The following is an 18,047-nucleotide window of genomic DNA, read 5'->3' on the forward strand; positions in this document are numbered from 1 at the left end:
TGGTCACTATGTCTACAAGAATTCCCCCCACGAAATTGGTGCGACTCGTTGAGCGTGCTCGCCATCGTCTGGCACTGATCCAGCTACGGATGGTCCCACCCTATGCGGCAATGATGGAGTTGATCGTCAGCGCTTGGATGTCACAAGCCATCGCGGCAGCCGTGGAGCTCGGTATCGCCGACGCTCTCGACGAACGGCCGCTGCGGTTGAAAGAGCTGGCGTCTCGGGTGGAGGCGGATCCCGACGCGCTGCGCCGACTGCTACGGGCGTTGATCGGCCGCGGCATATTTCGTCAGCGCCGTGACGGTCGCTACGCGCTCAACGCGCTCGCTAAGTCGTTGCGTGCCAACGCTCCGCTGTCAGCGGCGGCGATGGCCCAGATGGTGGGTTCGCGCCAACACCGCGAACATTGGAGCTATCTGGCAGATGCGATCAGAACTGGCAAGGCGGTTCCTCCGGTCCTGCACGGCATGGAAGCCTTCGACTACCTCGTCGGGCAGCCCGAGCTCAACGAAGTTTTCAACCGTGCCATGGCCGACACCACCGAGATGGCGGTGGATTACCTGATGGCCGCCTATTCGTTCGACGACTACCAGACAGTTGTCGATGTTGGGGGTGGGGTGGGCCGCCTGCTTTCTGCCATCCTCAAGGCGACCCCGACTGCCCGAGGGGTTCTCTACGATCTGCCGCACGCCCTCGCCGGAGCCCCACCAGTGTTGCGTCAGCACAATGTCGCAGATCGAGTGGAGTTACTGGAGGGATCGTTTTTCGACAGCGTTCCCACGGGTGGCGATGTGTACGTGCTCAAGATGATCCTGCATGACTGGCCCGACGACAAGGCGGTCGACATTCTCCGGAGGATCCGCTCGGCGGCGAAGGTCGGCACAAAGGTATTGGTGATCGATTGCGTGATCCCAGACCGCGATCGCGAATTCTTCGGTCATTGGACGGATCTGGAGATGCTGGTGCTGCAGGCTGGACGCGAACGAACGGTGCCGGAGTACCGCGGTCTCCTCGAGCGCGCCGGGTTCCGGCTCACCCGGTGGGTGCCCACTGCCTCACCATTGAGCTTCGTCGAGGCCGAGGCCATCTAGCTCAGATGTGAGGATCACACAGGAGGCGTTGAACAATTCAGGGTGTGCGACCGTTGTGCTAGTAGAAAGATTCGGAGCATGTCGACACCGCAGTGGGCGAACGGCGAGATTGGTTGCCTTTCCGATGATTTGAATGGCAGAAATGAAAGGGCGCTTCCCGATGACGTTCTCGCTGGCTTTGTCCGACGAACAGCAGCAACTGCGCGATTGGGCGCATGAGTTCTCCCACAAGGTGATTCGCCCGGCCGCGTTCGAGTGGGACGACAGGGAGGAAACGCCGTGGCCGATCTTGCAGGAGGCCGCCGGCATCGGGCTTTACGGCGACGAAATATTGATGACACTCCTGGGAGATCCGACGGGACAGGGTTTTCCGATCCTGGCCGAGGAGCTGTTCTGGGGTGACGGCGGAATCGCGCTGTCGATCATGGGAAGTACGCTTGCCGCCGTCGGCATCATCGCTTCCGGCACCGCCGAACAGATCGCGGAATGGGTGCCGCGATGCTACGGCACCGACAAGGACGTCAAGTTGGGCGCGTTCTGTTCGTCTGAGCCAGAGGCCGGTTCGGATGTGGCGAACATGCTGACCACGGCCAAATATGATGAAGCGTCCGACGAGTGGATGATCTCAGGCCAGAAGGCGTGGGTGACAAACGGTGGCGTGGCCGACGTTCTGGTAGTCCAGGCGGTGGTCGAACCTGGACTCGGCGCACGCGGACAGGCGGCGTTCGTCATGAGCGCCGACACTGCCGGTGTTGCAGCGCCGCGGAAGCTACGCAAACACGGTTTGCGTGCCTCAAACACCGCGGACATATTCTTCGACGGCGTGCGGGTGCCGGGCAGTGCCCTGCTCGGCGGCAAAGACAAGCTCGACGAGAAGCTCGCGCGTGCACGCGAAGGTCGGAAGACGTCCCAGCAGGCGGCGATGGCGACCTTTGAGCTGTCACGGCCCACCGTCGGGGCAATGGCGGTCGGAGTCGCCCGTGCCGCCTACGAGTACGCACTCGACTACGCGAAGGAGCGGGTTGTCTTCGGGCGACCCATTATCGAGAAGCAAGCCATCTCGTTTCTCCTCGCCGATATCGCCACCGAGGTCGATGCGGCACGGCTGCTCGTCAGGCGCGCGGCATGGATGGGCGCAACCGGTCAGAAATTCGCCTCCGCGGAGGGGTCGATGAGCAAGCTGAAGGCCGGCCGGGTCGCGGTGTGGACGACCGAACGGGCGATCCAAATCCTCGGCGGCAACGGTTACACCCGCGAGTATCCGGTCGAGCGAATGCACCGCGACGCTAAGGTCTTCGACATTTTCGAGGGAACCGAGCAGATCCAACAGCTGGTTATCGCCCGTTCGATCACCGGGCTCCGATTGGAGTGAAACCGGCAGGTTGGCGCAAACACCGATGGCGCGATCGGGGTTTGATGACCAGGGGGCCGCAACACACCGCGTGCTGCGCGTTATCTATCGCTACCGCCCCCGCCTGCCGCGCCGCGACCTGTTGAGCCGCCGGCCCCACCTGCCGCGCCGCCCAGACCACGTTCCGGTGGATTCGGCGGTGGCGGTGAACGAGCAGGGATCCCCGGACTAGGAGTTGGTGGCCTGCACACGCCGAACGAAGAGCCGGAATAAGAACCACCGGTCGGCCAAGTCTTGTCCGTCGGTTAGCCGCCATGTGGCCGATCTTGCGCATAGAGTGGCGGCGTTGGAGTGGCAGGTGCCGCCGTCGGTGCGTGGTTCGCGGCGGCCGCCGGACGTGAAAGTCGGTGGTGCGCGGTGATCGGGCCCGGTGTCGACGCCGTTCGGGAAGTGATGCGGTCCGATGAGGAGGCCGCGGCGGGGTTTCGGGAGTGGCACGCGGCCGCTGCGCGGGCCGGTCAACGAGTATTGCGGGAGCCGCGCGGCACGTACGTGTTGTGGCGCCGCGACGATGTGCTCGCCGCGATGCGTGATGGCGAAGTTTTCGCCAGCCGCCAGGGCGAGATGATGCCCGGCAATCCACCGTTCGGCCCGTACCGGGAGATCCTGCTGGAGCTGTTCAACCCGGCCAACTCGCGGGAAATGTTGAAGCCCATACGTCGGCTCATCGAAGAAGGCATGGACGCCGTAGCGAAGCTGGATCGCTGCGATGGTGTGCGTGTCGCTGAGGTGCTTTGTCACGCAGCATCCGCGACGGCCTGCGGGGTGCCGCGGTATGTCGGTCTGGATGCGGTCAACCCGGAGGTGGTCGGGCTGATCCGCCAAGCGCCGCTGGGTGGCGCCGATGTGATCAGCCGTCTTGCCGACGAGCCGCTCACCGACGAGGAGATAGTGGGATTGATGGGGTCGGTGGTCCGCGGTTTCAAGTTCGCGTCCTTCCCGATGATCGCCGGACTGGCGATGTTGGCGCGCCGGCCGATGCTTCAGCAGGAGTTGCGCGAAAATCCGGGCCGTCAAGGCATTTTCATCGAGGAGTTGCTGCGGTTGGATGGCGGGGCGAAGACCGTTTCACGAGTCACCACTCGCAGTGTGACGATCGGCGAAACGACGATCCCGGCCGGAGCCAATGTCGAGTTGTGTGTTGGGCTGGTTCACCGCGACGAGGCCGATGACATGTCCGGTCACGATATGAAACTGGATGGTCCGCACCGGCATTGGAGTTTCGGGGGAGGTCCGCATCGGTGTCCGGCGTCGCATCTGGCCCGGGATCTGCTGAGTGACTTCTTTGAGGTGTGGCTAGCCGAGATCCCGTTTTTCTCGTTCGACTGGAAAGGTGGCCATGTCCCCAAAGCGTGGCATCCCAGAGCCTACGGGCCGTTGTCGAGCACGGTCTTCGACGGTTGGGTTCCGGACTCTGTGCCGCTGCGGTGGTGATCACACCACGTGTTGGCACAAGTGCGAATACGAAGCACACTGGTGGAATGGACGCATGTGAGCTCACTGCCATCGCGCTGACCGTGGCGCCCCTTTCGTCGACGTCAGCCCGGCCGGCGTGAACATGGGGCCAACGCCCGAGCGCCGCTTACTGAACGGACTTTCGGAGGTCCGCGCGTTCTTTCACAACAACACCGTGCCGTTGTACTTCATCTCGCCGACGCCGTTCAATCTGCTGGGCATCGACCGCTGGATTCGAAACTTCTTCTACCTGACCTACTTTGATTCTTTCGAGGGCACACATTCGCGCGTGTTCGTGCCCCGGCTGCGCGATCGCCGCGATTTCGACTCCATGGGGGATGTCTGCAACCACCTCCTGACCGACCCCGAGACACTCGAGTTCATCGCTGGCCGCGGCCCCGGTGGCAAGGCCTGCTTTGTGATGCTGGACGGGGAAACGCAGGTCCTCGCGCGCAAGGCGGGTCTCGAGGTCATGCACCCGTCGGTGGAGCTGCGTGAGCGCCTGGGTTCCAAGATCATCATGACGCGACTGGCCAATGACGCCGGCGTGCCGAGCGTGCCTCATACGATCGGGCGGCCCGGCTCCTATGACGAACTTCTCGCGCTGGCCGAAAATGCCGGATTGGGTGATGACCTCGTCGTGTCGGTCGCCTATGGCAACGCCGGCAGCGGAACGTTCTTTGTGCACGGTCAGCGCGACTGGGACCAGTACGCTGATGACCTCACCGCGCAGCAAGAAGTCAAGGTCATGAAGCGGATCCGCAATGTCGAGGTGTGCATCGAAGGTGCCGTGACCCGCCACGGCACCGTGATCGGCCCGGCGATGACGAGTCTGGTCGGCTATTCGGAGCTGACTCCGAGCCGGGGAAGCTGGTGCGGCAATGACATCTGGCGCGAGGTGCTGCCGCCGGACCAGACGCACGCCGCGCGCGAAATGGTGCGAAAACTCGGTGGCGTCCTGAGCCGTGAGGGTTACCGCGGCTATTTCGAGGTGGACCTGCTGCATGACCTGGACTCCGGGGAGCTCTACCTCGGCGAGGTGAATCCACGCCTGAGCGGCGCCAGCCCGATGACGAATTTGACGACTGAGGCCTACGCCGACATGCCGCTATTTCTCTTTCACTTGCTCGAGTACATGGATGTGGACTACGAGCTCGACATCGAGGAGATCAATTCGCGCTGGGAGCGGGGCTATGGCGAGACCGAGGTCTGGGGTCAGGTGATCATCACGGAGACCTCCCCGGATATCGAGCTGTTCACCGCAACGCCACGCACCGGCGTGTGGCGCATCGACGACGACGGTCGTGTCTCGTTTGCCCGGTCTGCCAACGACTGGGCCACGCTGCTCGACGGGTCTGAAGCCTTTTACATGCGCGTCGCGGCGCCCGGCGACTTACGCTCCGAGGGCGCCCAACTCGGGGTGCTCGTCACCCGCGGGCACCTGCAGACCGACGACTACCGGCTCACCGAACGCTGCCAACGCTGGGTCAAGGGCATGAAGGCGAAGTTCGTCTCAACGCCGCTGGCGCCGGCCGCGCCGATCGTCTCGCGGCTCGTCGCACGGGCGTGAGCGTCCCGGCCGGGATCTCACTGGACAACTGGCTGTCGCCGCCCTATTCGCACTGGTCGTTCCAGCACGTCGAAGACTTCGTGCCGACCGCAGCGATCTCGAGGGGCACCGGGCCGGTCGCGGCGTTGCCTGCGGCCAGTGCTCCGCTGGCCGAGATCCCGGTTGGCGGCAGCGACGGGGTGGCCACCACCGTCGGCGCGGTGATGGCCGGCACGGCAACCGACGGGTGGGCAGTCGCCCACCGCGGTTCGCTGCTGACCGAGACGTACCTCGACGGCCTGGGCGCGCGGGCGCGGCACCTGCTGTTCTCGGTGAGCAAGTCGCTGGTGGGTGCCGTAGTCGGCGCGCTCCACGGGGCCGGTGCGATCGAGCTGGACGTACCGGTCATGAAATACGTTCCCGCTCTGGCGAACTGCGGCTACGCCGGTGCGACGGTGCGCCACCTGCTGGACATGCGATCGGGTATTGCGTTCTCGGACAATTACCTTCACCCGACCGCGGAGATACACGTCCTCGACCAGGCGATGGGGTGGGCACCGCGGAGCAGCCCGGACGTCCCCGCCACGTTGCGCGACTTCCTGCTGACCTTGCAACAAAAGTCGGCTCACGGCGGTCCGTTCGAATATCGCTCGTGTGAAACCGACGTACTCGGCTGGATCTGCGAGGTGGCGAGCGGCCACCGGATGCCTGAACTGATGTCGGAGCTGCTCTGGAGCCGCATCGGCGCCCAGTGTGATGCCAGCATCGCCGTGGACACGGCCGGCACCGGATTCTTCGACGGCGGCATCAATGCCTGTCTGACCGACTTGATCCGGTTCGGCTCGCTGTTCTTGCACGACGGGGTCTCGTTGACCGGACGGCAAGTGGTGCCGGCTGCGTGGATCGCCGACACTCTCGACGGCGGCCGCGACTCCCGTCAGGCGTTCGCCGGCAGCCCCGACGACACCCAAATGCCTGGCGGGATGTACCGCAACCAAGTGTGGTTTCCCTGCCCGGGCAGCAATGTCGTGTTGTGCCAGGGCATGTGTGGCCAGATGATTTACGTCAACCGGGCCGCGGAGCTGGTCGCGGCTAAGTTATCCACCCAGCCGGACGCCGGGGATCCGCAAATGCTGTTGGACACGCTGCACGCATTCGATGCGGTGGCACACGAACTGGCCTAGGGCACGGCGTAGAACTGGCTTCTTTGTCGTCACAAACCAGGTTGGGGTGTATGGTCAAATGAATTCGAAACCCAGCCAGTCCGGGCTGAGTCAGCCCATGTGGCTGACCGCGCCGAGCAACCGCTCTCGCCGGCCATGCAGGTGACAACCGCAGTTGGGATCGCCATGAGCGCTGTAGCCACACTTAACTTCCCGATGGAATCTGATGTGGGACAGGGAGTTTCCCGTTCTCCGAGTTTCGGCATCCTGAGCACGTATCCACCGACGCGGTGCGGCCTGGCGACATTCACTGCTGCGCTGGCGCATTGGCTGAGCACTGCTGGCGCTGACGTCGGTGTGGTGCGTGTGTCCGACGGGTCGCCATCTTCGAGCACCCGGGTCATCGGAGAGCTGGTCAACGGCTCGCCGGCATCCGTCGCGGCATGCACCGAGTTGTTGAACCAGAAGGACGTTGCGGTCATCCAGCATCGCTACGACATCTACGGGGGTGTCGACGGAGACGAGGTGGTGGACGTCATGGACGGGCTGCGTGTCCCGTCGATCGTGATCGCCCACAATATCCTCAAAAACCCGACAGGACACCAACGTTCGGTCCTCGAGGCAATCGCCGCGCGTGCAGATCAGGTCGTTGTGATGTCGGAGGCGGCCGGCGAGCGGCTACGTCGCGACTTCGTCGTCGATCGCCACAAAGTGGCCACCATCCCGTACGGGGCGACCGTCTCGACGAATGCTTCCGTGCGGAACGGTCGACCGACGTTGTTGACTTGGGGCCTGCTGGGGCCGGGCAAGGGTATCGAGCGGGTGATCGATGCGATGGGCTCGCTTACTGCTCTGCCTGGCCGACCGCAATACCTGGTTGCGGGGCAAACTCACCCGAAGGTGCTGGCCACGGCGGGTGACGTGTACCGCGATGCTTGCATCGAACGGGCCCGGCAACGGGGCGTTGTGGATTCTGTGCGCTTCGATGCGCACTACCGCAGCCTCCCGGTGCTGTCGGCGCTCATCCAGTCCGCCGCGGTCGTCGTCTTGCCTTACGACTCGACCGATCAGGTCAGCTCCGGTGTTCTGGTCGGCGCCATCGCGAGTGGCCGGCCAGTGGTGGCGACCGCGTTCCCGCACGCCGTCGAACTGCTTGGCAGTGGGGCCGGAATCGTCGTCGCGCACGACGATCCGGATGCGCTGGCATCCGCGCTGGTTCGCGTGCTGACGCAGCCGCGGCTCGCAGGTGCGATGGCGGCCGAGGCCCGCCGGTTGGCGCCCGAGATGGCCTGGCCGGCGGTCGCGACCGCGTATTTAGGCCTGGCGCGTCGAGTCCTCGCAGACCGACAGGTACTTGTGTAACCATCGCGTCACCAGCTCGAGTGCCCTTGGGGCCAGTGGACTACTGGGGCGCGTACTCGCCGCCCGCGGCCGCAAACGGCGTAACGTCGGAAGTGTCGGGCCGCTCATTGCGAGCGAATGTGCTCGACTGATCAGGAACATTTGATGGCTTCGTGAAACAACGTTCCGTTCGCTCTCAAGCGAATTCGTCTTTGGCACCGTTCCTCGTCATGCAGGTTCACAGCCGGCGCACGTGTCGGCCCACCAGGAGGTACGACCATGACATGCACGGTGACACTTCACGACGGAGAAACCGACACTTATCTGCGATTCGGTGACGCTTACGTTAAGCACAGCGACGGCACGCTCGACGTCATTCGCACTGGCGTCAAGCGACGATACAGCTACGCGCCGGGTGAGTGGACCAATGTGCAGGGCGACGAGAGATCGATGCGAAGCCGATTCTGGGGTTGATCCAAATTCGCGCGATTGTGCCGAGCTACACGCAGGGTTTAGCCATGATTTCGCCTCGTCGGCGAGTATTCTCGTCGTAATCGATCGTCAGAGGCGAGCGCATGAACATGGGCGTCAAGGACCGGATTCATTGGGCCGCGGGGTACGGGGTTTCCCGCGCGTTGCTGAAACTGATGGCGCGCCAGGGTGATCCGATGGCGCAGCTGGCGATCGATACTCGCCGGCCCGAAAACGTGTATCGACTCATCGAAGCGGTGCGCACGCGCGGCCGCATCTTTCCAATCCCCGGTGGCGTCGCCACCGCAGACGCGCAGCTCGTCCGTGACATCTTGCGAGACGACCGATTCCGGACTATCAAACCGCGGGATCAGTCACCGTTTCGAGGGGCACGGTGGATCCTGGCCAAGACCAAGCCGAACGTGCTGAACGCTATTCAGCCGCCGTCGATGCTGGTCACCGATCCACCCGAGCACGCGCGGCTGCGCCGCCTGGTGTCGCGGGCTTTCACTCCGCGTGCGCTCGAGGGCCTTCATGACCGGATCCAGCAGGTAGCCACCGATCTGCTGGATGGCCTGGACGCCGAATGCGACTTGGTCGCCGAGTACGCCTCTCGAATTCCGATCGAAGTCATCGCGGAAATGCTGGGAATACCCCGGGAGGAGACTCCGCAGCTGTATCAGGTGGGTGAGGATGCGACCAGGTTGCTCTCCAGCGCGGCGCCGTCCTGGCGCGACTTTCAGGTGTCCATCGAGACAGCGCGCGAATTCGAGCACTACCTGATGATGCATGTCGAACGGCTGCGTCGGCGCGGTGCCGACGACAGCATCCTGGCGGCCGTCTTGCAGGCCGGCGACCTATCCGAAACCGAGGTCCTGTTGTTCGCGGCGCTGCTGCTGGGAGCGGGTTTCATCACGACGACGCACGTCCTGGGCAAGGCTGTCGCTTTACTGCTTCGGCACCCCGATCAGTTGGACCGGCTGCAGGCAAACCCCGAGGGTTGGCCCAATGCGGTCGAAGAGATGTTGCGGTACGAAACTGCCATTCAATGGGGAGGAAGGGTCGCCACCGAGGAGCTCGACATGCAGGGTCACGCCATTCGCCCGGGCCAGTTCATCTTGCTGCTGCTCGGCGGAGCCAACCGTGATCCGGCGGTCTTCGAGCGCCCTGACAAATTCGATATCACCCGGGCCAACGCCCGCGAACACCTGAGTTTCGGCAGCGGTATTCACGTCTGCCTCGGCGCGGCACTGGCGCGCATGGAGCTGCACATCGGATTGCAGTCCTTGTTCACGCGGTTCCCTGAGCTGACCCTGGCCGGTGAGCCAATCATGAATGACAGCATTGCGCTGCACGGACTGAAGCACCTACCCGTGCGCCTCCGGCCCACGGCAGTTATCGCGTCCTAGCCCGGCAGACATTCGGGCCGTCGCTCTCATGCGCCGAACTATTGTGAAGGCGTGACCAGCGACGGGCAGCCCATCCCGCGACTGGCAGGAGAGAGCTAGCAGATCGACGATCTTGTCCCGGTGGCTACACCCATCGACCTCGACAACTGCGCCCGTGAGCCGATCCACATCCCGGGCAGCATCCAGCCGCGCGGCGTGCTTGCGGCGGTGCGGGAGCTCGCCTTCCAGGTGCGTCAAGTCAGCGCCAACGTCGACGAGCTGCCGGGCCGTCCCGTCGATGCCGTCCTGGGCCAGCACCTGTCGACACTGATCGGTCACCAACAGGCCGCCCGCGTCGAGCAGGCGGCCTCGAAGTTTCGGCAGCCTGCGCGAGCGCAACCCGCTCGAATGCGTGATCGACGTCGCTGGCCAGCCGCGGGCGTTCGACGCCATCCTCGCGCCGATAGAGCTCTCGCCGCCGATCGGCATCCGCGGCGTGACGTACGCCCGAGCGAGTTCACCGTCGAGCCCGGCCACGGACTGGTCATGTACTCCGACGGCCTGGTGGAACGTCGCGGCGAAGTCATCGATGAGGGGCTCGGCCGGTTGGCTGCGGCGCTGGGCCGCGCGGGCGATACGCCGGCGTCCAGGATCTGGACGGCGATGGACTCGGGCAACATCGACGATGACGTCACCGTCGTTGCCCTCTGGCGCCCCTGATTTTCGGTCACTGCTGATAGGCGGCGAGGTTTTCGGACAGTTCGTCGAACATGGCCTGGTTCAGGAGGAACGCGACCTTGACCTCGTCGACAGCACGACGAACCGCGCCTGGCGCCAAGCGCAGCGCATCGAGACGTGCCCGATAGCGGTCCTTGAAAGGCTTGGGCTGCAACGGGAAACGGTACATCGCGAGTCCGGCGCCCTCAAGAGAGAACGTGCGGTCAAGAATCCTGCCGATAGCCTGGCCGCCGGAGAGATCCCCGAGGTAGCGGGTGTAGTGGTGGGCCACCAGCGCACCGCCCCATGAGACGTCGTCGATGCGATCGCGGTACGCCTCCGCGGCAGGAGACTGTATCTGGTTGCCGCCCCGGGGTTTCCAATGCTCGAGGTCTGCCTCGATCGCCGGTAGGCGCTCCAGCAGCGGGTCGTACACCGCGGCCACCAACGGGTCCTCGCGACGGGTCCGAACGGCGTCCTCCAATGCCGCATAAACCACCCGTAGTCGCAGCAGGTAGTCGGCGTAGCCGTGGTTGTTGACTCGTCCCGCTAGCAACTCCGTGACGAACGGCGACTGCTCCGCACGGGCGTGCTCTTCGGCCGAGCCCTCCTTCATCGCGACGGACAGCGGACGATCCGTCTCAGCGCCGCTCACCGAATTCACGTCTTGGATGGTACCCAGTCCTGCGCCAACGCAGTTTTAGGCCGATTGCCAGCTACCGAGTGTCGCGGTTGAGTACAAGCGAAAGGCGAGGCGCCGTTCGTCGGACGGCTTCATAAATATTGTGAAGCAATGTAATTCGTTCTACACCTGACAAATATCCTTGCGCAGCATAACATTTCGAACAGATAGCCCGTGCTTCCGCGCACTCGGCCGAACTTGCGATTCCGACATTGTCCGCGTTCGCCGCCTCCAACTCGGCAACTGTGCGCAAGGTAACAGCCCTTCCGATCGCGAGTGCAAAACCCCGAGCTGACAACCTAATTGGCGAAGTCGTTGGCAACCGCAAGCATGCCGCACGCTGGCGCTTCCTCGAAGATCCCAGGATCGCGTGGTAACAAGGAGAACCTGAAGCGCAAAGCAGCATGACCGGACTGCGACGATTTCAGGGGTATACCAAATGCATTTCGCGGCATTGCCGCCCGAGGTCAACTCCGGGCGCATGTACGCCGGCCCCGGAGCGGGCTCGATGCTGGCCGCCGCCGCGGCATGGGATGAACTGGCCGACGAGCTGCACACCGCGGCCGCCGACCTCGAATCGGTGATTTCGGGGCTGACCAGCGAGTCATGGCAGGGTCCGGCGGCCGCCTCGATGGCGGCCGCGGCGGCACCGCAGGTGGAGTGGCTGAACGCCACCGCCGCGCAGGCGATGCAGGCTAGTGCCCAGGCCAAAGCCGCCGCGACGGCGTATGAGTCCGCATACGTGATGACGGTGCCCCCACCCGTGGTCGAGGCCAATCGCGCCGAGCTGACGTCCCTCATCGCGACCAACCTCGTGGGCCAAAACACCGCGGCGATCGCGGCTAACGAAGTCGCCTACGGCGAAATGTGGGCCCAGGACGTCGCCGCGATGTACAGCTATGCCGGCGAGTCGCAAGCGGCCTCCGAAGTGACTCCGTTCGCTCCGCCGGAGGAGACCACCAACCAGGGCGGACTCACCGCGCAGCGGGCCGCAGCCGCGCAGGCCGCCGGCACGTCGGCCGGCCAGGTGCAAAGCGCGCTGTCCAATGGGAATGCGATGTCCGCGGTGCCGACTGCGCTACAGGCGCTCACATCGTCGTCCGGTCTGTCCGACTTTTCGGAGTTCTCCAATCCCTATGACCTGGCGTCTCTTGGCTCAGGTTTTCTCGGAAACGGCCTCGGCCTGATCGGGCTGGCGGGCGCCGGGGGATTCATTTCTGACGCCGAACAGAAAGCCGTCGGGCCGGCGACCGTATCGGCAGCAGAGCCGTCGGCGCCGCAGGAAGGGGCGGCGTCAACGAGGCGCCTACCCGAGACGGCGACAACCGTTTCGGCGGAAACGGGCCGCGCGTCCTCCCTCGGCCGTTTGTCGGTGCCGGAGGGCTGGGCGTCGGCGGCGCCTGAGGTGCGGCTGGTCGCCCAAGCGTCACCGCTCACCGGTCCTGTCCCGACAGCCGGTTCAAGTCCCGGCCTGTTCAGCGGAATGCCCATTTTCGGCGGCGCGCCGCTGATGGCGTTGTCCGGACGTGGCACAGCGGGTTCCCGGGATCGCCGTCCAGCAGACAAAATCGACGCCCCCGGGATTTTGGTGCCCGCGGGTGGTGTTCCTCGCGATCTCGGGGAAGCGCCGCGCGGTCGGCCCGGCGGCAGCGCTGCCGAGCTACGCGAAATCACCGAGGTGCTAAGTAAACTCGGCCAATTGCGGGACAGCGGAGTTTTGACCGAGCAGGAATTCGGCGAACAGAAGCAGCGACTTCTCAGCGATCGCTGACGCTGCAACGTGGCCGAGGTGTATCTCGCGCGTGATCTCCCCGCGACAGCGGCAAAGGACGCTCGTCATCATGGCGGTTCTTGCGGTGATCTGCGCGTTCGCGATGGCAACATGCGTCGGGTTTTACGTCGGTCGCCGCGCGGGCTCGACGCCGTCGACCTGGGGGAAGCGCACCAGCCGCATCGCATTAGGGCGGCTTGCGATGAGTTTCGTCGTGCTGATGGTCGTCCGCCGCATCCGGCGGTCCACCCAGGCGCAGCGCCTGTTCCGCGATGCACGTTTGAGATCCGTTGCGCCGCTCGACTTCCTGCGTGGGGGAGTCGCGGTCATCGTGAAGCGCGCAACCCTCGTCTGAGGTGGCGCGCGGCCCCTGGTGGCAGGCGTTGTCGCCGGAGTTGGTTTGCTAGTGGCACCACCCGCCCAGGCGAGGCACATGTGCATCAACAGCTGGAAAGGACGAGAACTGGTATGACTGCACTGCAAGGCAAGGTCACGCTCGTGACCGGCGCATCGTCGGGCCTGGGTGCCGAAACGGCCAAGCTGCTTTCCCGGCAGGGCGCAACGGTTTTCGGCATAGCGCGGGATAACGCCCGATTGGCCGAGGTATTCACCGGTGTGGAGCGTGGCTCCCACGCATCAGTCGATGTCGGCTCCGCCAAAGCCTGCAAGGATGCGGTCGAGCAGTGCGTCCAGGAGTTCGGCGGACTAGACGTCCTGGTCAACGTCGCCGGGAAGCACCAGATGCGCCGAACGGAGTCGATGACCGACGATGAGTGGACAGAGGATCTCGCGGTCAACCTGAACGGACCGTTCTACCTGTGCAGGGCCGCTCTGCCGCATCTGCTGGAAAGGGGTGGCAACATCGTCAACGTCGCCTCGATTGCCGGCGTCGAGGGCCAGGCCTACTCGGCCGGCTACTGCGCCGCCAAGCACGGGCTCATCGGGCTGACTCGAGCTTTGGCAGTGGAGTACACCGCCGATCGGCTGCGCGTCAATGCGGTATGTCCCGGCGGCATGCTCACCCCGCAAATCGAACAGTTCAGTGCGCCAGAGGAGCCGAATTACGATCTGATCATGCGCACGGCCTCGCCGCGCGGCATGATGCGGCCCCTCGATGTTGCGAATGTGGTTGCGTTCTTGGCCAGCGACGCCGCAGCCGCCATCCATGGCGCGGTCTACCGGGTCGACAACGGCAAGGGCGCCGGCTGAAGAAGCCGAATCTCGCTCGTAGTCAAGGAAAGTCAGCACCCAGGGCGAGCGGGCAGATCAGACCCACCAAGCCGCGACGGTTGGTGAGCCCGGTCATTTCGTCGGTAACGCAGAGTTGGCGGCCTGCAGCAGGCGGACCTCAGGTTCGGATGCCTGGCGCTCGTGCGCCCGGGGATCACCGCCGCATCGCCCCGGAAGAAATAAGTTGTCGGCCTTTGTACAGGTATTGGATAACTGTGCCGGGTAGCTTGCCCCCATGTCTTTCACAGTGACCTGGGCCGATGGCACCGAAATTACCTATGGGGACGAACTCCATTTCGACACCGATGGCGCCGTGCTGAAGATCGGCCCGTCCACGGGCAAGTGGACGTGGTACTTCTCGTCGCACCAATGGGCCCGCATCGAGCACGATGATCTGAACACCTCGCTGCGACCCGAGTTTCCGCCCGTCGTCACCGGCGCTCATCCCTCGCCCGAACCGAGTTCCTGAGCGCCAGACTCCCCACATCCGCGGGCTGGTAGGGTCCGGCAGGATCTCGAACGGCCCGCGTCGCACGCGGAATGGCCCTTTCAGGCTTGCTCGTGCGTGGTGGCGGGTAACTCTGTAGCCACCAGGACGGAGGCAGGATGAGCTCAGGCGCGCAAACGAAAACCATCACGACGCACGTACCGGCGCGCCTGGACCGGTTGCCGTGGTCGCGGTTTCACTGGCGCGTCGTGGTCGGGCTCGGCGGGGTATGGGTGCTCGATGGGCTCGAGGTCACGATGGTCGGCAACGTGTCCGCCCGGCTCACCGAAAAGGGCAGTGGTATCGAGCTCAACCCGGCGCAGATCGGCTACGCGGCGGCGATCTACATCACGGGTGCGTGCCTGGGCGCATTGTTCTTCGGTCACCTGACGGACCGGTTCGGACGGCGCAATCTGTTCATCCTGACCCTGGCGGTCTACCTGGTCGCCACCGTCGCGACCGCATTCGCCTTCGCGCCCTGGTATTTCTTCGTCGCCCGCTTTTTCACCGGCGCCGGCATAGGAGGCGAATACGCGGCCATCAACTCAGCGATCGACGAGTTGATCCCGGCGCGGGTGCGCGGTCGCGTGGACCTGATCATCAACGGCACCTACTGGCTGGGTTCGGCTGCTGGAGCCGCGGGTGCGCTGGTCCTGCTGGACACCTCGAACTTCCCCGCGAACATCGGTTGGCGGCTCGCCTTCGGCATCGGTGCCATATTCGGGATCTTCGTGCTGCTTGTCCGGCGCAATGTTCCGGAAAGCCCTCGGTGGTTGTTCATTCATGGGCGCGACGAGGAAGCCGAGCGGATCGTCGGCGAGATCGAGCAAGACGTGCAGCGAGAAACCGGACAACCGCTGCCCGAGCCACAAGGCGTGCCGCTGAAAATTCGTCAGCGCCAAGCAATTCCATTCCGGGAGATCGCCCGGGTGGCATTCAAGCTCTATCCGAAGCGCGCGGTGCTCGGGCTCGCGCTATTCATCGGTCAGGCGTTCCTGTACAACGGTGTGACCTTCAATCTAGGCACGCTGCTGAGCAGGTTCTACGGGATTCCATCCGGAAAAGTGCCGGTGTTCTTCATTCTGTGGGCGTTGAGCAACTTCCTCGGCCCCTTGGTCCTCGGCCGGCTGTTCGACACCGTCGGCCGCAAACCGATGATCAGCGCCACCTACATCGGCTCCGCGGTGATCGCGGTTGTCCTCGGGGTGGTGTTCGTGAACCAGACCGGTGGTGTCTGGACCTTCATCGTCGTGCTGGCAGCGGCCTTCTTCCTGGCCTCGGCGGGAGCAAGTGCGGCGTACTTGACCGTCAGCGAGATCTTCCCGATGGAGACCAGGGCGCTGGCCATCGCGTTCTTCTACGCCGTGGGCACCGCGATCGGCGGCATCACCGGGCCGATCCTCTTCGGTGAGTTGATCAATTCGGGGGACCGGGGTCAGGTGCTCTGGTCGTTCCTGATCGGGGCGATCGTGATGGCGGTCGCGGGCCTGGTCGAGCTATGGCTCGGGATCGCGGCCGAGCAGCGAGCTCTGGAGGATCTGGCGCTGCCGTTGACGGTGGCCGACGCGGAGAGCCGGGAAGACTCGCCCGCGTAGGTTATCGTCGGCGACGTGGCGGTCCCACGCGGCGAGCTCGAGCCCTACTATGACCTCGGCTCCTACCACCGGGCCGTCGATACGCCGTCGGTTCAGGCGCAGCTGTGGTTCGACCGGGGCATGGTGTGGGCGTACGCGTTCAACCACGAAGAGGCAGTGCGGTGCTTTGAGCAGGCGCTCGGCCTGGACCCCGATCTCGCCATCGCGCGATGGGGCATCGCCTACTCGGTGGGCCCCAACTACAACAAAGCCTGGGACGCGTTTGACCCGGTCGAGCTGGCAGCCTCGCTGACCCGGGCGCGTGACGAGCTGCGGCTGGCGATCGGCGGGCGCGCGACGGCCGTTGAGCGCGGCCTGATCGAGGCGCTGGCTGCTCGCTTTCCGACCGACGACGTGACTGACACCGCGGCGCTGACCGCCGGTAACGCCTCGTACGCCGCAGCGATGGTGGACCTAGCGTCGGCCTATCCGGGCGATATCGACGTTGCGGCGCTGGCCGCGGACGCGCTGGTCAACGTGACGGCATGGGCACTGTGGGACACCCGCACCGGGGAGCCCGCCCCAGGTTCCCGAGTGGTCGAGGCCAAGCGGATTCTGCAGACGGCGTTGCGGACGGCCGCCGGCCGGGCCCACCCGGGCATCCTGCACCTCTACCTGCACACGATGGAGCTATCCGCCCACCCCGAAGAGGCGCTACCGGCGGCCGATCTGCTGCGCGGGCTGGTACCCGACGCCGGCCACCTCGAACACATGCCGACCCATATCGATGTGCTGTGCGGCGACTATCGCAGCGCGGTGGTGTCGAATGTGGAAGCGGTGCGTGCGGATCGGCGGTTTCTCGAACGCGAAGGACCGCTGAACTTTTATTCGGCTTACCGAGCGCACGACTTGCACTTCGTCGTCTACGCGGCGATGTTCTCGGGTCAATTCCGTGTCGCGCTGGAGGCCGCCGATGAACTCGCCCAGCAGCTCACACCGGAAGTGCTGTCCGTCGAATCACCGCCGATGGCCGACTGGCTGGAGGCCTTCGTTCCGCTTCGGGTGCACGTTTTTGTCCGCTTCGGCCGTTGGGCAGACCTGATAGCGGAGTCTTTGCCGAACGATCAGGATTTGTACTGCACCACGACGGCGACGATTCACTACGGGCGCGGTGTGGCTCACGCCGCCAAAGGTCAACTGGTGCAAGCAAATGCCGAGCGTGAAGCCTTCATCGCGGCGTATGCTCGCATTCCTGCGTCACGGTATTTGTTCAACAACACCAGTCGCGACATCCTCGCGGTGGCCGGCGCGATGCTGGACGGCGAAATCGCTTACCGTCAAGGGGATTTCGATCTGGCGTTCCAACATCTTCGGCGCGCGATTCAACTCGACGACAACTTGCCTTATGACGAGCCCTGGGGCTGGATGCAACCGACCCGCCACGCCTATGGCGCGCTGCTGCTGGAGCAGGGTCGGGTGGCCGAGGCGGCCGCCGTCTACGCGGCCGATCTCGGCTTCGACCCGACGGTGCGCAGATGCTGCCAACATCCGAAAAATGTGTGGAGCCTGCACGGATACCACGAGTGCCTGCGGCGTCTCGGCCGCACCGCGGAGGCGACGATCATCGAGCAGCAACTGACGCTGGCCCGCACGTACGCCGACGTCGCGATCACCGCGTCGTGTGCGTGCCGCCTAGGGGCCGACACCAGCTAAG

Annotated in this window: 15 protein-coding genes; 14 read left to right on the forward strand and 1 reads right to left on the reverse strand. The window is 64.6% G+C overall.

Going from position 1 to position 18,047, the window contains the following annotated elements:
* Positions 1-110: 110 nt before the first annotated feature.
* From OK015_RS14410 to OK015_RS14450, 8 genes are all read left to right on the forward strand, one after another.
* A complete protein-coding gene (locus OK015_RS14410; protein ID WP_442791110.1) occupies positions 111-1,094 on the forward strand; it encodes a methyltransferase in 984 nt (327 codons plus the stop codon).
* 160 nt (positions 1,095-1,254) lie between these two features.
* On the forward strand, positions 1,255-2,466 hold the full coding sequence (locus tag OK015_RS14415) for an acyl-CoA dehydrogenase family protein (protein ID WP_268132736.1): 1,212 nt from the start codon (positions 1,255-1,257) through the stop codon (positions 2,464-2,466).
* 330 nt (positions 2,467-2,796) lie between these two features.
* Positions 2,797-3,939 (forward strand): cytochrome P450, encoded by a 1,143-nt coding sequence (locus OK015_RS14420; protein ID WP_268123758.1) that lies wholly within the window; start codon positions 2,797-2,799, stop codon positions 3,937-3,939.
* Positions 3,940-4,063: 124 nt separating this feature from the next.
* On the forward strand, positions 4,064-5,530 hold the full coding sequence (locus OK015_RS14425) for a biotin carboxylase (RefSeq protein WP_268123760.1): 1,467 nt from the start codon (positions 4,064-4,066) through the stop codon (positions 5,528-5,530).
* Positions 5,527-6,693, forward strand: coding sequence for a serine hydrolase domain-containing protein (locus tag OK015_RS14430; protein ID WP_268123762.1), 1,167 nt, complete (start codon positions 5,527-5,529; stop codon positions 6,691-6,693). The genes OK015_RS14425 and OK015_RS14430 overlap by 4 nt, the downstream gene beginning before the upstream one ends.
* 165 nt (positions 6,694-6,858) lie before the next feature.
* Complete coding sequence (locus tag OK015_RS14435; RefSeq protein WP_442791111.1) at positions 6,859-8,034, forward strand: glycosyltransferase; 1,176 nt, start codon at positions 6,859-6,861, stop codon at positions 8,032-8,034.
* Between the two features lie 554 nt (positions 8,035-8,588).
* A complete protein-coding gene (locus OK015_RS14445) occupies positions 8,589-9,893 on the forward strand; it encodes a cytochrome P450 (RefSeq protein WP_268123766.1) in 1,305 nt (434 codons plus the stop codon).
* 120 nt (positions 9,894-10,013) lie between these two features.
* Positions 10,014-10,592, forward strand: coding sequence for a SpoIIE family protein phosphatase (locus OK015_RS14450; RefSeq protein WP_268123768.1), 579 nt, complete (start codon positions 10,014-10,016; stop codon positions 10,590-10,592).
* Positions 10,593-10,599: 7 nt separating this feature from the next.
* Here the strand turns inward: OK015_RS14450 and OK015_RS14455 are convergent, their stop codons facing one another.
* Positions 10,600-11,205 carry a biliverdin-producing heme oxygenase gene (locus tag OK015_RS14455; protein WP_268132740.1) on the reverse strand — a complete coding sequence of 202 codons (606 nt, stop codon included), beginning with the start codon at positions 11,203-11,205 and terminating at the stop codon, positions 10,600-10,602.
* A gap of 505 nt (positions 11,206-11,710) precedes the next feature.
* Here OK015_RS14455 and OK015_RS14460 point away from each other — a divergent pair.
* The 6 genes from OK015_RS14460 (at position 11,711) to OK015_RS14485 (ending at position 18,046) form a co-directional block, all read left to right on the forward strand.
* Positions 11,711-13,042 carry a PPE family protein, SVP subgroup gene (locus tag OK015_RS14460; protein ID WP_268123770.1) on the forward strand — a complete coding sequence of 444 codons (1,332 nt, stop codon included), beginning with the start codon at positions 11,711-11,713 and terminating at the stop codon, positions 13,040-13,042.
* Positions 13,043-13,112: 70 nt separating this feature from the next.
* Positions 13,113-13,397 (forward strand): hypothetical protein, encoded by a 285-nt coding sequence (locus OK015_RS14465; RefSeq protein WP_268123772.1) that lies wholly within the window; start codon positions 13,113-13,115, stop codon positions 13,395-13,397.
* A gap of 113 nt (positions 13,398-13,510) precedes the next feature.
* Positions 13,511-14,251, forward strand: a complete 741-nt coding sequence (locus OK015_RS14470) for an SDR family NAD(P)-dependent oxidoreductase (RefSeq protein WP_268123774.1) — start codon at positions 13,511-13,513, stop codon at positions 14,249-14,251.
* Positions 14,252-14,507: 256 nt separating this feature from the next.
* Positions 14,508-14,741, forward strand: coding sequence for a hypothetical protein (locus OK015_RS14475; protein ID WP_268123776.1), 234 nt, complete (start codon positions 14,508-14,510; stop codon positions 14,739-14,741).
* A 137-nt stretch (positions 14,742-14,878) separates the two neighbouring features.
* Positions 14,879-16,354 (forward strand): MFS transporter, encoded by a 1,476-nt coding sequence (locus OK015_RS14480; RefSeq protein ID WP_268123778.1) that lies wholly within the window; start codon positions 14,879-14,881, stop codon positions 16,352-16,354.
* Between the two features lie 15 nt (positions 16,355-16,369).
* Positions 16,370-18,046: a tetratricopeptide repeat protein gene (locus OK015_RS14485; protein WP_268123780.1), complete on the forward strand. Its 1,677-nt coding sequence runs from the start codon at positions 16,370-16,372 to the stop codon at positions 18,044-18,046.
* The last annotated feature ends 1 nt before the right edge of the window (position 18,047 follow it).

The organism is Mycobacterium sp. Aquia_216 (assembly GCF_026723865.1).
In the GTDB taxonomy this organism is placed as follows: domain Bacteria; phylum Actinomycetota; class Actinomycetes; order Mycobacteriales; family Mycobacteriaceae; genus Mycobacterium.

Bases quoted from the DNA above. Each gene is read 5' to 3' on its own strand.
- OK015_RS14415 (WP_268132736.1), top strand. From the start codon at position 1,255: ATGACGTTCTCGCTGGCTTTGTCCGACGAACAGCAGCAACTGCGCGAT.
- OK015_RS14445 (WP_268123766.1), top strand. From the start codon at position 8,589: ATGAACATGGGCGTCAAGGACCGGATTCATTGGGCCGCGGGGTACGGG.
- OK015_RS14410 (WP_442791110.1), top strand. From the start codon at position 111: ATGATGGAGTTGATCGTCAGCGCTTGGATGTCACAAGCCATCGCGGCA.
- OK015_RS14470 (WP_268123774.1), top strand. From the start codon at position 13,511: ATGACTGCACTGCAAGGCAAGGTCACGCTCGTGACCGGCGCATCGTCG.
- OK015_RS14435 (WP_442791111.1), top strand. From the start codon at position 6,859: ATGAGCGCTGTAGCCACACTTAACTTCCCGATGGAATCTGATGTGGGA.
- OK015_RS14475 (WP_268123776.1), top strand. From the start codon at position 14,508: ATGTCTTTCACAGTGACCTGGGCCGATGGCACCGAAATTACCTATGGG.
- OK015_RS14460 (WP_268123770.1), top strand. From the start codon at position 11,711: ATGCATTTCGCGGCATTGCCGCCCGAGGTCAACTCCGGGCGCATGTAC.
- OK015_RS14425 (WP_268123760.1), top strand. From the start codon at position 4,064: ATGGGGCCAACGCCCGAGCGCCGCTTACTGAACGGACTTTCGGAGGTC.
- OK015_RS14480 (WP_268123778.1), top strand. From the start codon at position 14,879: ATGAGCTCAGGCGCGCAAACGAAAACCATCACGACGCACGTACCGGCG.
- OK015_RS14465 (WP_268123772.1), top strand. From the start codon at position 13,113: ATGGCGGTTCTTGCGGTGATCTGCGCGTTCGCGATGGCAACATGCGTC.
- OK015_RS14455 (WP_268132740.1), bottom strand. From the start codon at position 11,205: ATGAAGGAGGGCTCGGCCGAAGAGCACGCCCGTGCGGAGCAGTCGCCG.